This window comes from Paracoccus stylophorae, assembly GCF_028553765.1.
GTDB lineage: Bacteria > Pseudomonadota > Alphaproteobacteria > Rhodobacterales > Rhodobacteraceae > Paracoccus > Paracoccus stylophorae.
This window is the reverse complement of sequence record NZ_CP067134.1, coordinates 238,147-251,809: the sequence shown is the minus strand read 5'-3', so window position 1 is coordinate 251,809 and position 13,663 is coordinate 238,147. Positions and strand designations below refer to the sequence as shown.

The 13,663-nt window shown below is 65.6% G+C and carries 14 protein-coding genes, 2 pseudogenes and 1 other annotated feature; of the genes and pseudogenes, 10 read left to right on the top strand and 6 right to left on the bottom strand.

Annotated elements, in window-relative coordinates:
• Positions 1-74: 74 nt before the first annotated feature.
• The 4 genes from JHW45_RS01250 to JHW45_RS01240 all read right to left on the bottom strand — a co-directional run bounded on the left by JHW45_RS01250 (position 75) and on the right by JHW45_RS01240 (position 2,513).
• On the bottom strand, positions 75-308 hold the full coding sequence (locus JHW45_RS01250) for a hypothetical protein (protein ID WP_272859157.1): 234 nt from the start codon (positions 306-308) through the stop codon (positions 75-77).
• An 8-nt stretch (positions 309-316) separates the two neighbouring features.
• Complete coding sequence (locus JHW45_RS17930; RefSeq protein ID WP_419181820.1) at positions 317-646, bottom strand: EndoU domain-containing protein; 330 nt, start codon at positions 644-646, stop codon at positions 317-319.
• Positions 647-729: 83 nt separating this feature from the next.
• Positions 730-1,958, bottom strand: a protein-coding gene (locus JHW45_RS01245) for an IS3 family transposase (protein WP_272857835.1) whose coding sequence is annotated in 2 segments (ribosomal slippage) — positions 730-1,670 and positions 1,670-1,958 — 1,230 coding nt in all. Because the reading frame shifts where the segments join, the coding sequence is not laid out codon by codon here.
• Positions 1,561-1,677: a sequence feature (AL1L pseudoknot), on the bottom strand. (Overlaps the previous gene by 117 nt.)
• 15 nt (positions 1,959-1,973) lie before the next feature.
• Entirely contained in the window at positions 1,974-2,513 is a 540-nt protein-coding gene (locus JHW45_RS01240) for a hypothetical protein (protein WP_272859156.1), read from the bottom strand.
• Positions 2,514-2,775: 262 nt separating this feature from the next.
• Here JHW45_RS01240 and JHW45_RS01235 point away from each other — a divergent pair, with 262 nt between their 5' ends.
• Positions 2,776-3,636, top strand: coding sequence for a thiamine pyrophosphate-dependent enzyme (locus JHW45_RS01235; protein WP_272859155.1), 861 nt, complete (start codon positions 2,776-2,778; stop codon positions 3,634-3,636).
• 273 nt (positions 3,637-3,909) lie between these two features.
• Positions 3,910-4,729: pseudogene (locus JHW45_RS01230) on the top strand (IS110 family RNA-guided transposase); the annotation flags it as partial.
• A gap of 25 nt (positions 4,730-4,754) precedes the next feature.
• Here the strand turns inward: JHW45_RS01230 and JHW45_RS01225 are convergent.
• Together JHW45_RS01225 and JHW45_RS01220 are read right to left on the bottom strand one after the other, a co-directional pair.
• A pseudogene (locus tag JHW45_RS01225) lies at positions 4,755-5,889 on the bottom strand (IS3 family transposase).
• 494 nt (positions 5,890-6,383) lie between these two features.
• Entirely contained in the window at positions 6,384-7,523 is a 1,140-nt protein-coding gene (locus JHW45_RS01220) for an alcohol dehydrogenase catalytic domain-containing protein (RefSeq protein WP_272859154.1), read from the bottom strand.
• Between the two features lie 274 nt (positions 7,524-7,797).
• Here JHW45_RS01220 and JHW45_RS01215 point away from each other — a divergent pair, with 274 nt between their 5' ends.
• From JHW45_RS01215 to JHW45_RS01180, 8 genes are all read left to right on the top strand, one after another.
• A complete protein-coding gene (locus JHW45_RS01215) occupies positions 7,798-8,094 on the top strand; it encodes a hypothetical protein (protein ID WP_272860658.1) in 297 nt (98 codons plus the stop codon).
• On the top strand, positions 8,063-8,314 hold the full coding sequence (locus JHW45_RS01210) for a hypothetical protein (RefSeq protein ID WP_272859153.1): 252 nt from the start codon (positions 8,063-8,065) through the stop codon (positions 8,312-8,314). The genes JHW45_RS01215 and JHW45_RS01210 overlap by 32 nt, the downstream gene beginning before the upstream one ends.
• Before the next feature lie 446 nt (positions 8,315-8,760).
• Positions 8,761-9,105, top strand: coding sequence for an NADH-quinone oxidoreductase subunit A (locus tag JHW45_RS01205; protein WP_272859152.1), 345 nt, complete (start codon positions 8,761-8,763; stop codon positions 9,103-9,105).
• Positions 9,102-9,974: a hypothetical protein gene (locus tag JHW45_RS01200; protein WP_272859151.1), complete on the top strand. Its 873-nt coding sequence runs from the start codon at positions 9,102-9,104 to the stop codon at positions 9,972-9,974. Before JHW45_RS01205 ends, JHW45_RS01200 begins: the two co-directional genes overlap by 4 nt.
• Positions 9,971-10,864: a complex I subunit 1 family protein gene (locus JHW45_RS01195; protein WP_272859150.1), complete on the top strand. Its 894-nt coding sequence runs from the start codon at positions 9,971-9,973 to the stop codon at positions 10,862-10,864. The genes JHW45_RS01200 and JHW45_RS01195 overlap by 4 nt, the downstream gene beginning before the upstream one ends.
• On the top strand, positions 10,861-11,460 hold the full coding sequence (locus JHW45_RS01190) for an NADH-quinone oxidoreductase subunit J family protein (protein WP_272859149.1): 600 nt from the start codon (positions 10,861-10,863) through the stop codon (positions 11,458-11,460). The genes JHW45_RS01195 and JHW45_RS01190 overlap by 4 nt, the downstream gene beginning before the upstream one ends.
• Positions 11,423-11,767 (top strand): NADH-quinone oxidoreductase subunit NuoK, encoded by a 345-nt coding sequence (gene nuoK, locus JHW45_RS01185; protein ID WP_272859148.1) that lies wholly within the window; start codon positions 11,423-11,425, stop codon positions 11,765-11,767. The genes JHW45_RS01190 and nuoK overlap by 38 nt, the downstream gene beginning before the upstream one ends.
• Positions 11,767-13,662: an NADH-quinone oxidoreductase subunit 5 family protein gene (locus tag JHW45_RS01180; RefSeq protein ID WP_272859147.1), complete on the top strand. Its 1,896-nt coding sequence runs from the start codon at positions 11,767-11,769 to the stop codon at positions 13,660-13,662. The genes nuoK and JHW45_RS01180 overlap by 1 nt, the downstream gene beginning before the upstream one ends.
• Position 13,663: the final 1 nt, after the last annotated feature.

Below are 13,663 nucleotides of genomic sequence, written 5' to 3'. Positions count from 1 at the left end.
GTGACAGAAACGTACGAGTTATGGCCAAATCGGATACATAGCCGCGCGCTGCGACTCGCGCCGAAATGATCTCGTCAGTAGCGGCGGTCGAACTCGGAAGTGTCCATCCTGAAATCTTCGACAAGTGCCATGACTTCGGCTGCGTCGAGTATGCCGGGATGCTTTTTGTAAGCGACGTAGACGCCTTCCAGTGCCAAATCCCATTCACCTACGTAGAAGAATTTGCGATCCCCAGACATATCAATCCCTGCCTTTTCCAGGGTCACGATCTGCTTCTCGAGAAGATCAATAGCCTCTTTGTCGTCCATTCTCGCTCCTAATTTCTTCGTACGCCTTCGCCGCTCAACGGATACCCGGTTCGCACTTCGCCGTTGGGCGTTACGACGACCTCAATGGTAACTCCATTTACCTCGCCAACGATGACCAAGTCACCTTCACGGTGAGCGGGGCGGTCTACAAGTCCAGTCCCGGCAACCTGTTTGATGGCATCCAATATATCATCATCCGACCAGCTTTCCGGAAACTCTGTCTTTCCTGGGGTACCTGTGCCGAAGCGATGGCCGCCGCTCCTACCTTCACCGTCCAAAATATGCCGCGCCCTGTCTTCGGGGATAGATACGCTGTCGATGGAATGCGGGTTCTCCACCGCGACTATGTTCGGCCCAGCCTCTTCCGGGATTGGGGTCGAAATGAACCGCTCCGGGTTTGCCGGAGGCTGATTGATCTTAGTTAGGCGGCCATGGGTTCAGTTTCCAGAGCCGCGTAGAAGTTGGCTTCGGCTTCTGCGGGTGGGACGTTCCCGATGGGCTCGAGGAGGCGTCGGTTGTTGAACCAGTCGACCCATTCGAGGGTTGCATATTCGACGGCCTCGAAGCTGCGCCATGGGCCGCGACGATGGATGACCTCGGCCTTGAAGAGCCCGTTGATCGTCTCAGCCAAGGCGTTGTCATAACTGTCGCCAACGCTGCCGACCGAGGGTTCGATGCCTGCTTCGGCCAGCCGTTCGGTGTATTTGATGGACAGGTATTGCGATCCACGGTCCGAATGGTGGACCAGACCCATGCCCTTGGTGGGCCGGCGTTCGTGGACGGCCTGTTCGAGGGCATCCAGAACGAACCCGGCATGAGGAGAGGTGCTGACGCGCCAGCCGACAATCCTGCGGGCGTAGGCGTCGATAACGAAAGCCACATAGGCGAACCCTTTCCAGGTTGCGACATAGGTGAAATCCGACACCCACAGCATGTTCGGTGCGGGCACGCGGAACTGGCGGTTCACGCGGTCCAGTGGGCAAGGCAGCTTCTTGTCAGGGATCGTCGTCCGGTGTGGCTTGCCCCGGATAACACCTTGAATACCCATGACCCTCATCAGCCTGGCCACCGTGCAACGGGCCACGTCGAAGTCTTCCCGGCGCAATTGCCGCCAGATCTTGCGAGCGCCGTAGACCTGCCAGTTCTCTTCGAAGACCCGACGGATCTCAGGACGCAGAACCTCGTCCCGGCGCGCCCGATCCGACAACCGCGCCGGGTCGGTCCGCCTGGCCAGATGATCGTAATAGGTGGACGGGGCGATCGGCAGCACTGAGCAGATCGGCTCGACCCCGTGCGCATTCCGATGCGCATCGATGAAATCCACCATCACTTCGACCGGCGGTCGAGCTCCGCCATCGCAAAATACGCGCTGGCCTTGCGAAGGATCTCGTTCGCCTGGCGCAGTTCGCGGTTCTCGCGTTCCAAAGCCTTCATCCGTTCGGCCATCTCGCTGGAAACGCCCGCTCGCTTGCCGCTGTCGACCTCGGCCTTCTTGACCCACTCGTTCAGGGTGTGCCCAGAACAGCCGATCTTCGCTGAAATCGACATGATCGCCTGCCAACGCGAGCCATGCTGACCCTCGTTATCGAGGACCAGCCGGACCGCCCGCTCGCGCACTTCAGGGGAAAACTTGTTCGTCGTCTTGCTCATGATGCTCCATCCTACTCAGGAGTTGGAGCCTCCGGCAAACCCGGAGCGGTTCAAAATGATGTTGTCGGTCGGGTCGCCGGGAATGGGGGACCCGGTGTTGTTTGGCAGGCCCAGTTCTTCGATAGGATAGGCCTCTAGCCACTGCTCGATCCGTGCCGGGGTGAAGCCGGGCAACTCTCCCAAGCGGCGCTGATCCTCCGTCAGTTCTGGGAAGACCTCGACCCAGCCTCGCGCCAGTTCACCTTCCTGAAGCTGCAAATCCCCGCGTGCGAACGCTTCTCCGGCGGCTTCGATGAAATCCTGCAAGGCGCGCTGTTTGACAGGATCGCCGCCTGCGTCTGTTTCCAGAATGGTGCCGGGGTTCAACAACTCGTAAAGCGCAGCGGCTTCAGCGCCGATGCGCGCAAATTCAGAGTTCTTGGGCAGAACGGGGTATCCGCCGCTACTGATCCCTTCCTGCACGAAGGCATAGGCTGTTGCGGCCAAGCGACCTTCGACAGTTGTGACATCCACTCCTAGTTTTGCGCCTGCCTCATCCACGCGTCGATACCGCATGGCGTCCGTCCAGTCTTGCAGCGCATCAGACGCGAGAAGAGCCGCGCCAACGCCAGTCAGAGCGCGCAAGCCACGTATTGCATCAGCTGGGTCAAGAGCAGGGGAACCACCTGCAGTGGGTGCAAAATCAGCAAGTACCACATTGCTCTGGACGCCGGGCCGAATGGGTTCGGCATGGCAGCGGCAATTGTGTTCTTCGCCTGGATGACCACCTTCCGGCGGATTATCCCAACGGAAAACGCGATCATCATAAGCGGATGTGGTGGTCGTGCTGGATTGCCTTGCACCGTGGTGGCCGGACAATCATCCGCCCAACCCCGATGCCCGGATCATCCACATCGGCCGCGATCCGCTATTCTCGCGCTATCCAGTGCGCAATTTCCGCTCGGACCTATCCATTGTCGGTGAAAGCGCGACGACCGTCCCGGCGCTGATCGCCGCCATGGAGGCGCTTCCGCGTGATCACGAGATGCTGGAGCGGCGCCGTGCCACGCTGGCCGAGGCCTCTGCGGCGATGCGGCGCGGGATCGATGCGCTGTCGACACACGCGATGCACGAGGGGCTGACCAAGGCGCGTGTGGGCCGCGCCCTCAGCAATGCGCTCAAAGGTCTGAAAAGCAGCGTGTTTTCAGAGCTTGGATGCCCGCTGGGCCCGCTGGAGCGGCAGGACCGCAATTCTTGGTTTCAGGAGCCGCATTCGGGTGGGCTTGGATGGGGCTTCCCGGCCGCGCTTGGCGCCCAACTGGCGGATCCCGACCGGGTGGTCGTGGCGACCATGGGGGACGGGTCCTACATGTTCTCCAATCCGACGGCCTGCCATCAGATCGCAGAGGCGCTGGAGTTGCCGGTTCTGGTGCTGGTCCTGAACAACGAGGAATGGGGCGCCGTCCGGGCATCGGTGACCGGGCTCTATCCAAAGGGCGAGGCGTCGCGGGCCAATCGGATGCCGTTGACGGCCTTGCATCCCAGCCCGGACTTCAGCCTGACGGCCCAGGCCAGCCGTGCCTTTTCCCGTCGGGTGGAACTGGCGGCGGACCTGGAAGAGGCGATTGCCGAAGCCCTGAAGGTCGTGCGGACCGAGCGGCGATGCGCCCTTCTGGACATCCGCATCCTGCCCGATTGAGGGCTGCGTCCGGCGATCCGCAATGGCATGCTGGCCGTGTCGCCCGAAAGCGGCATGGCGGCTCCGGCGTACAACGGTGGGGCGGGAGCGGGGTTCTGGTGAACCGCTCCCGCCCCTTCGCTTTGCGAGCTTGGTGTCACGCGGCACTTATTAGCAGGCGCGCGGTGGCTTTGGCTGAATTGGCGGTTGGCTCGTAAGCGATGGGGTGGACGCCCCGGCGGCATCGAATGTGCCAAGGTAGCGGGTGTTGAAGCACCGCTACGAGGAGCGTCCATGAACGAGGTTAGCATCATTGGCCTGGATCTGGCCAAGAACGTGTTCCAGGCACATGCTGCCGCAGCCGACGGGGCGGTCTTGTTCCGGCGCAAGTTATCACGAGCGCAGTTGCTGAAGTTTCTCGGTGAGCACCCGCCTTGCGTGGTGGCAACGGAAGCCTGCGCGAGCGCCCACCACTGGGGTCGGGCGATTGGTGAACTCGGTCATGATGTCCGGCTGATCCCGCCGGCCTACGTGAAGCCGTTCGTGAAACGCCAGAAGAACGACATGGCCGATGCGGAGGCGATCGCTGAGGCCGCGTCCCGCCCGACAATGCGGTTCATGGCCGTGAAGAGCTAAGAGCAGCAATCGGCGGCGATGGTCTACCGCACCCGCGATCTCCTGGTCCGGCAGCGCACGCAGAAGATCAACGCCCTTCGGGCCCATTTGGCCGAAAGGCATCCTCGCCCCCGTTGGTCCTGCCCATGTCGGCCGCCTCGCCGCGGTCGTTGACGGCGACGTAGGCGCTTTGCCTGTGGGGGTCCGAGACCTGTCGCGGTTACTGCTCGGCCAGATCGCGGATTTGAGCGGGAAGATTGCGAGCCTGGATATCGAGCTGCGCCGATGCGCAGGCACCAACGAAACCGCGCGCCGGCTTACGACGATTCCCGGCGTGGGGCCGATCACCGCCGCGGCAATCACCACCTTCGCGCTACCCATGGAGACCTTTTCGAAAGGGCGCGACTTCGCGGCCTGGGTCGGCCTCACGCCGAGACAATATTCGAGCGGCGGCAAGGAGCGGCTCGGGCGGACGTCGAAGATGGGCCAGCGCGATATGATCTTGCCCCCGTTTCACCGGACACTCAGGCGGTTGCGGTTTGAGCTGCGATGAACTCGCGTGGTGAGCGCATCTTCGGCCCTGAGTGCGGGTGATTGTCGTTATAGTCCTCGAGCCAACCGGCGATCAATTCAAGGACGGTGGCGGCGTCTGGCAGCGGCGTGACGTTCACGTAATCCCGCTTCAACGTGTTGACGAAAGCCTTTGAGAGACCATTGCTCTGCGGGCTCTTTACCGGCGTGTAGCAGGGCTTCAAGCCGAGCTGCCGGGCGAAGATGCGGGTGCCCTTGGCGATGTAGGGCGAGCCGTCGTCGGTGAGCATCTCGACCTGGTGCGGCGCGCGATAGCCGCCGAACCGCGCCTCGACCGCCGCCAGCGTCATGTCGCGCACGTCCGAGTCCAGCAAGTGACCTCGAAGCCATCACTGCACCAGCGCTGGTTCGAGCGTAGCGTCACGACCTTGCCGTTGTGGGCGCGGTCGGTTCGCTCGGTGTATGGCCGCGCCAAGAGCAAATTCTGGGCCTGCATGATCCGGTAGACGCGTTTGTGGTTAACAGGCGCTGCGTCTTACGCCCGTAATTGCCGGTTCAGGATGGCCGTTATGCGGCGATAGCCATAGGTCGGTCGCGCTGCCACGAGCTTGGTGATCAGCGGCACCACCGCCGCATCTTGCGCTTTATAGTAGCGCCGACGCGGCTTCGCGCTTCCCGTCACTCGGGCGTGCAGGTTCAATCTGGAGACGCCCAGGGTCTCGGCCACGACGCTCATTGGGAACCGTCCTTCGGCTGCGACTGCACATGCCACGTCAGTTTTTTTGAGCGTGACTTGTCGAGGGCTTCCTTCAGGATCTCGACTTCCAGCGTCTTGCGCCCAAGCTGGCGCTCCAGCTCGCGGATGCGGTCCTCCATCTGTCGCACGGCCCGATTGCTTGTGACGTCATCGTCCCCAGATACGGCCACGGCCCCTCCCTCCAGCATCAGACGACGCCAACGATACAGCAGGTTTGGTGCTACGCCATTGCGGCGCGCAACGACCGAGATGCTGGCGGTCTCGTCCAGCGTCTCCTCGACAATCCGTAGCTTATCGGATGACGACCAGCGGCGCCTGCGGCCCCCATCGGTGATGATCTCATAGTCAGACACAAGCACGTGCTTAGGGATATTCCCTAAGCCTCGATGGTTATGCCCGAGTGTCCGGTCGAAAGGGGGGCCAGTTCATCCCCATTCGCGGGGTGCAAGCAACTATGTCCCATGCGTCTTATCAATTAATTGCTCTACGCTGGCTCGGCGGCGCGTCCAGTCCTTGCGCGTCAGACCGGAGAGCTACCCAGCCAGCGCCTCGCGCGTGGCGACGGGAACGACCGGCTCATCCCGTCGGCCGCGATCTTGTGCTCTGGCTGAGTATCGGCCAGCCCGACCGAGGCGCAGCCGCACCAGCTGGCCTGATGGATGCGGGTTGGCGGCAGCGCGGCGGCGCAGGACGTGACGCTTTGCGCGGTTCATGATCCGGCCCTTGCGGCCGCGGCCGGTCATCAGATCGTGAATGCCGCGCATTCATCGACAAGGGGCGCCGGGGGCGACCGCCCGCAGCCCCGCCAGCCGCGGCGCGGCCCGTTCCGAAGCCGAATGCCGCTCTTCCCCGCGCTGCCTGACCTTCATCGCCCACCCCCCGTATCCGCGAACGGCGCGCCATGCTGCTGCCATTCTCCGTCGGGCACGAGGACGATCTTGCCGATGAAATCGCTGTCGCGATCCATGAAACAGCGCTCGGCCGCGTGGATGTCGGACAGTCTGAATGTCCGGTGCAGGACCGGCTGCAAAGCCCCCGCGCGGATCCAGCCGACAAGCCGGTCGGCCTCGGCGCGTGTGCCATGCGAGACGCCGAAGATCTGCACCTGGTTCAGGTAGATCTTCGTCCACAGGATCTCGGTCACATTGCCCGCGCTTGCGCCGGCGATCGACAGCCGTGGATAGCTGGTCCTTGCACTCATGCGCCGGGTCATCACGTCGACAAGCGGGTTGGTCAACGCTCCGCCCACCAGGTCCATCACCGCGTCGATCACGACCCCTCCGGTGGCCTTGTCGACAGCTTTCGGCCAGTCGGTGACGCGACTTCTGTCGATCACGGTCTCGGCGCCGAGCGCGACGAGCGCCTCATCCTTGCCCGGACTCGACACCGCATGCGGCACGGCGCCAAGCAGGCGGCACAGCTGGATCAGCGCCGTTCCGACACCGCCGCTTGCGCCGGTCACCAAGACATGCTCTCCCGCCGCAATACGGGCCGCGTTCAGCATCCGGAACGCCGTCTGGTAAGAGCACATGCCGAGGGTCGCCAGCTCCGCATCGGCCAGGTCGGGGCGCGCGATGGTGTGGAACTGCGCCGATGGCACGACGACATAGTCGGCGAAGCCGCCATCCCGCCCGTGTCCGACATAATCGGGCACGAGGTTCAGATGCTCGCGCGCATCGGCGTAGATGTTGAAGTCCAGAAGCCCACGATCACCCATGCGCGCGGAATCGACGCCGGCGCCCGTCGCCGCAACGCGGCCCACCACGTCGGCTCCCTGAATGCGGGGGAAACGCAGTGTCGGCTCTTCGCCCAACTGAAAGGAGGTGACATGGTCGTCGCGTTCGGTCGAATAGAGCCCCTCGCGCACCTTGCGGTCGGTGTTGTTCTTGGCGGTGGCCGTCACACGCACCAGAACCTCGCCCTCTCCGGGCATCGGCACGGGAATATCGGTCCTGTATTCCAGCCGATCGAGGCCGCCATGGCCCTTCAACAGGACGCCCGCCATCCGTTCGGGAATTCCGGTCATGCGCTTCTCCTGATCGAATCAAAGACGATCTTAGCCCTGGGTGAACCATGTTGTTGATACGATCGGCAGGACGGCGAGATAAGCGCGGGGACGTTGGTGACGCCCGATCAGGCGGTGGTTCGAAGCTGGCGGAGGCCATCGCGGAACTCAACACCTGCGATGACGTCGAGAACGCGGATCTGGCCGTCGAGGTTGCGCCATTTCGTCTGCGCCGCCATCATCAGCGTAGAGGGCTTGGCCAGTTCAGTCTTGCTTGGCCGAGCATGCACGGATCGAGAGAACTGCACGGCGGCTGGGCCATGGATCGGCCGCGGCGTTCCTGCGCCAGACGGGGATGGATGAGGATACGATCCCGCCCAACCGGGCGCGGTCGGTGGGGTTTCTGGGGATGGTGGGCGGCTGGCTCGCCGAGGCGGAACAGGCGCTTTCGGCGGCAGGTCGCGGCGCGGATGCCGCGCGGGCGCGGGATCGGGCGCGCGCGGTCGCGGCGTTCCTGCGCCAGATGATGGAGGATGCCGATGCTGGCGAAGGTGATCCGCACGCGTCGTGACGGGCTGACCGGCGCGGCGATGTTCAGGACGAGGATCGATTACTGCTGTCGCAAGGCATCCGCGATCGCTCTGCGCAATCTGGCCGGCGACTGGCGCGATGCGGCCTTCCAGATGGACGCCAGCGCCGGCCTGAACCGGGGACTGTATCCGGTGCACGCTGCAATTGAGCAGGACCGTCTTCCGGTCAGTTCCGGCTATCTGGCACGCGCGCCGCTCTGACGGCCCGGAAAGGGCCTTCAGCCGTTTGGCCTCCGACACCGCCATTCCAGAAAACTTGGCCTTTCCGGCTTCCGTCGCCACCACGCAAGCGGGTTGCTCCGCCAGGAGCGCCGCAAGACGGATTCGGGACATCACCCATCTGTATAGGACCGTCCCATCCGCAGCGATCGCGCAGACTTTAAGTCTGCCTTTTTTGCCAAGTCGATCGCCAACATGCTGGTCGTAGCGGTAGGGCATCCATCGCCTCCGTTCGCAAGGCATCGTCACGCTCGGCTTCTCATGGCCGGGCAACCCGACCGACAATGCCTTCGTGGAGTCGGACCACGGTGCCGCGGGCGGGTTTGACAAGAATGCAGTCGAGTGTGATACCCTTTTGTGCGCGGCGTCATTTGGAGCGTGGTGAAGCACCCGGAACGCCGCAGGCGTAACGTGAACGGAGGCGGGCAATGATCGCCATCGCGGTGCCGCTGATCCTTGTCCTGCTTGCCGTCTCTTTTGCAGTCGCGATGCAGCGTATCGGCGTGCAGAGCGAAGCGTCCTGGCCACAGCGTGCGCCCTTCCTTGGGGGCGGTCTGCCCGAGACCCATGCCTGGCAGCGGTTTCATGTCCGCTATTACCCCATGACGCTGCTCTTCATCGCGTTCGAGATGGAGATGATGTTCATGTATCCGTGGGCGGTGGTCTACGTCGAGACCGGGCTGACGGCATTGGTCGAGATGGTCATGTTTCTGGGGATTCTGTCCGTGGGCATCCTCTATGGTTGGCGCGAGGGGGTGTTCAGGTGGCAATGAACTGGCTTTCCGCCCTGGCCCGCGGCGCCGAGATACCGGTATTTGCTGCGGTTGGCGCGCATGGTCTGGCGCCAGTGGAAGGGCTGCGGGGCCGGCCCGGCCTGCGGCTGGTGGACAGCCCCCGCCACGCCCGCGTCCTGCTGGTCGCCGGCGCGGTCGATGCGGCCCACAAGACGGCGCTGGAGCGGTTGCACGCGCAGCTTCCGCGCCCGCGCGGCACCGTCTGGTGGCAGGCCGCGCCGCTGTTTGCGCGCGGCGAGGCCGTGGCGGGCGACGATCCCCTGCCCGCAATCCGGGCTGCGGCAGAGGCAAGCGATCCCGACCAGCGCCCCAACGTGCCGCCGCATCCGTGGCAGGGGCTGGGGCCGCACGGCCAAGGCGGGCGCGGCATGGTGGGGGGCGATCCCTATGGCCGCCCGATGGCGATGACGGCCGACGACATCCGCGACGGATTGGCGCTGGATGCCTATACCGCGCGGTTCGGCCCGTTCCTGCCGATGCTGCCGCCCGGGCTTGTGCTGGATCTTGCCTTGCAGGGCGACGTGATCGTTTCGGCCTCTGTGGTCTCGCCGCCTTTCGAGCAGGGGGTGCAGGGCGATGCGCCCGGTCTTTGCGCCGCGCGGATGCTGCGGCTGTTGGGGATCGGGCCGCGCGCGGCGCGGGCACGCGGCGCGCTGCTGGCCCTGCCCAAGGGTTCGGGGATGCGGCGGCGGCTTGCGGCATGGCTGCGCGGCGAGGCGGTTGCCGAAACGCCCGGGACGTTGTCCGAGGCGCTGCCCGGTCTGGAATGGGCCGAGGCCGTGCTGTGGCTGGCCAGTTTCCCGCCTTCGCGCCTGCGCGCCGCCTGCGTGGAAAGGCATGCCGCATGATTGTCGCCACGCTTGCCTTGCTGCTGGCGCTGCCGCCGCTGGTCTGGATGGCCGCGATGTTCGACCGGATCGGCACCGGTCGCGGCGCAATCCTGATCGGCCCGCTGCGAAACGGCGCGGCGCTGCTGCTGCGTCCGAACACGCCCACCGAGGCACCCGATCGGCTGAACCGTCTGCTGGCGCCGGGCTGGTATCTGGCGCTGGCGCTGGTTGGCCTGTCGGTGGTGCCGCTGGCGCCGGGCGTGGTGGGCAGCAATCTGTCGACCGGCCTCGTCCTGTGGGGGGCCTGCGAGGCGCTGACGGTGGTGGTCGTCTTCCTGCACGGCTGGTCGCCGAACGCGCCGCTGCCGCTGATCGGCGCCTATCGCTATGTCGCCATCGCCCTGCCGGCGATGCTGCTGTCAATGTTCGTGCTGATCGGCGCGGCGCTGCCGGCACGATCGCTGTCGGTGGTCGAGGTGGTCGAGGCGCAGCGCGAGATCTGGAACGTCATCCGCCAGCCGCTGGGCCTGCCGCTGTTCATGGCGCTGGGGCTGGCGATCACCCTGCGCGGGCCGTTCGATTACGCGGACGGCGCGGAACTGGCCGGCGGCACCTCGGCCGAGGAAAGCGGACCGGCGCTGGCGCTGTGGCACTTCGCGCGCGCCGCGATGCTGGTGGCGTTCTCGGCCATGGCGGCCACGGCCTTCCTCGGCGGCCATCTGGGTCCGGTGCTGCCGGGGCCGCTCTGGTTGCTTCTGAAGACGCTGGCGGTGATGGCCGCAACGGTGGCCGCCGGCCGCTTCTTCGCGCGGATGCCCCCCGCGCGGATGCTGACCTTCCTCTGGGTCGTGCTGCTGCCCCTGTCCTTCGCCAATCTGGCGCTGGTGGGGGTGGAGGTGCTGCCATGACAGACGCGCTCTTCCTCGCGCTGTCGGCACTGGCGATCTGGTCGGGCTGGCGGGTGTTCCGCGTCGATTCAATGGTGCGCGCTTCGTTCCAGCTGATGGTATCCTTCATCGCCGTCGGCCTGATCGCGGTGCTGCTGGCCGCGCCTTATATCGGCATCGCCACGATCTTCATGATGGCGGTCGAGATGATGGTCATGGCGCTGTTCATGGTCATGTTCATGATGAACCCCGCCGGGCTGAACCCGATGGTGATGGTGCATCAGCACCGATTTTCCATCGCCGCCGGGATCGTCGCCTTTGCCGGGCTGTCGGCGGCGGTGCTGCTGTCGGACCTGCCGTCGCACCGGGTGCCCGAAGGTGTCGATGTCGTGCGCAATCTGGGCCACGAATTGCTGGGCCCGTCGATGCTGATCTTCGAGACGGCGGGCGTGACGCTGCTGGCCACCATGATCGGTGCGGTGGTGCTGTCGGCGCATTCGGGACGCTATGGCGCATCCGATACCGGATCGGTGCCGCCCGGCCTGACCCCGGGCGGCGAACCGGCAGGGCGCAAGCCCGATGACGGCGGCGGCCATCATCACCACGGAGGGCATTGAGATGACGCTGGTGTCGGTCCTGATCGTCGCCGCCGCGCTGATCGGTATCGGGCTTTACGGCGCGCTGTCGCAGCAAAGCTTTGTCATGCTGATGATGGGGCTGGAGCTGATGCTGAACGGCGCGATCCTGGCGGTGATCGGGTTCTGGTCGTTCTCGCTTGGCGGCGCGCCCGAGGGGCAGTTGCTGGCGATCATCGTCATGGCGGTGATGGCGGTCGAGATGGCGGTGGGCTTTGCGCTGGTCGTTGCCGTCTATCGCAAGCGGCAGGCGGACATGACCGAAAGCCTGAGGACCATGAGGCATTGATGCTGTGGGCGCTCCCCCTCTTTCCGGCGCTGGCCGGGCTGGCGCTCTGGTCCTTGGGCGATGGCAGCCGCCTGCGCCTCGGCCTGGTGGCCGGTGGGGCGGCGGCGGCGACGCTGTTGCTGGCGGTGCTGGCCGCCGCGCAGGGCTGGCAGGGCGGTTTCGCCTGGGGCGCGGGGCTGGAGTTGCACCTTGCGCTGACGCCGCTTTCGGGGGCGGTCGCGATCACCGTCCCGGCGGTGGCGCTGGCGGTGCTGGTTTTCGCCGCCGCGCATGAGGAGGCGCGCGGGCTGGCGCGGCTGCTGGGCCTGATGTTGATATTCATCGGCGCGATGGAACTGGCGGTCGTCGCCGCCGACCTGCTGACCCTGCTGATCGGATGGGAGGTCATGGGTTTCTGTTCCTGGGCGCTGATCGGGCACCAGTGGCGCGATGGCGCGAACATGGCCTCGGGACGCTATGCGTTTGTGACGACGCGGCTGGGCGATCTGGGCCTGTTCCTGGCGCTGATGGCGACATGGAGCGGGGCCGGCGCGCTGGACTATGCCGCGCTCGGCCGGCTGGATGGTGTCCCGCTGGCACTGGCCGCGTTCGGAATTCTGATCGCCGCCGGGGCGAAGGCGGGGCAAGGGCCGTTCGCGCCGTGGCTGTTCCGCGCGATGGACGGCCCGTCTTCGGTCTCGGCGCTGCTGCATGCGGCGACGATGGTTGCGGCAGGGGCCTACCTGCTGGCGCGGCTGCATCCGTGGCTGGCCCCGGCACCGGGTTGGAGCGGCGCGGTGATCGCGCTTGGCCTGCTCACCGCGCTGACGGGTGGTGCTGTGGCGGTGATGCAGGGGCACGCGAAAAAGCTGCTGGCGGGGTCGACTTCGGCGCAGCTGGGGCTGATATTCGTGGCGGTCGGCGCGGGTTATCCGGGCGTTGCGGTGGCGCATCTGGTGACCCATGCCGCGTTCAAGGCGCCGCTGTTCCTGTCGGCTGGCATCGCCGGAGAGGCGGCCGGAACCTATCGGCTGCACGAGATGGGATATATGCGCGCCCTGCCCTGGACAGCCGGGCTGACTGCGCTGGCCGCTTTGGCGCTGGCTGCCGTGCCGCCCTTGGGTGCGGCGTGGAGCAAGGAGCAGATCACCGCCGCCGCCAGCCATCACAGCCTCTGGCTGGGGCTTGCGGTGATGGTCGCGGGCGCGCTGTCGGCCGCCTATGCCGTGCGGTTCTGGTTTCTGGCCTATGGACCGGGAGACGCGGAGCCCAAGGCACGACCGCACTGGCCCGAGATTGCCGCGCTGGGTGCGCTGGCGCTGACCTGCGCCGCGCTGGGCCTGCTGTGGCTTGATCCGGTGCAGGCCTCTTTGCCGATGCGCCTGCCCGAGGGGGGAGCGCTGGAGATTGCCGCCTCGCTGGCGCTGCTTGCCGTGGGCCTGCTGGCGGGGCTGACGCTGGCGCGGCGCGAGACTGCGCCAGAACCGCAAGCCGCCGATTGGCTGGGCCTGCCTGCGCTGATCGGACACCGCATCGTGCAGCCATTCGAGCGTCTCGCGGCCCTTTCCGCATATCTGGACGACACTGTGCTGGACGCGATCCCGCGCGGCGCGGCCTGGGGCGCGCGAAGTGTCGCGCGCGGCGGACAGCGGGCCTGGGGCGCGATGCAGGCCGATCAAAGACTGATCAATGCGGCCGTATGGCAAATTACCGCCATGACGCGCGCGCTTGCACGGTTGAGCGGGGGCCCCGGCGAGAGGCTGAGCGACGGTCTGCCAGAAGGCGCCGCGCGCCTCGCCGCGCGCAGCGGCGCGGATGCGCGGCGGCTGCAAAACGGACTGTCGCATCATTATTACGCGATATTCGGGATCGGTGCGCTGCTGGCCATTCTGATGCTGATTCTGGGAAAGCTCTGAC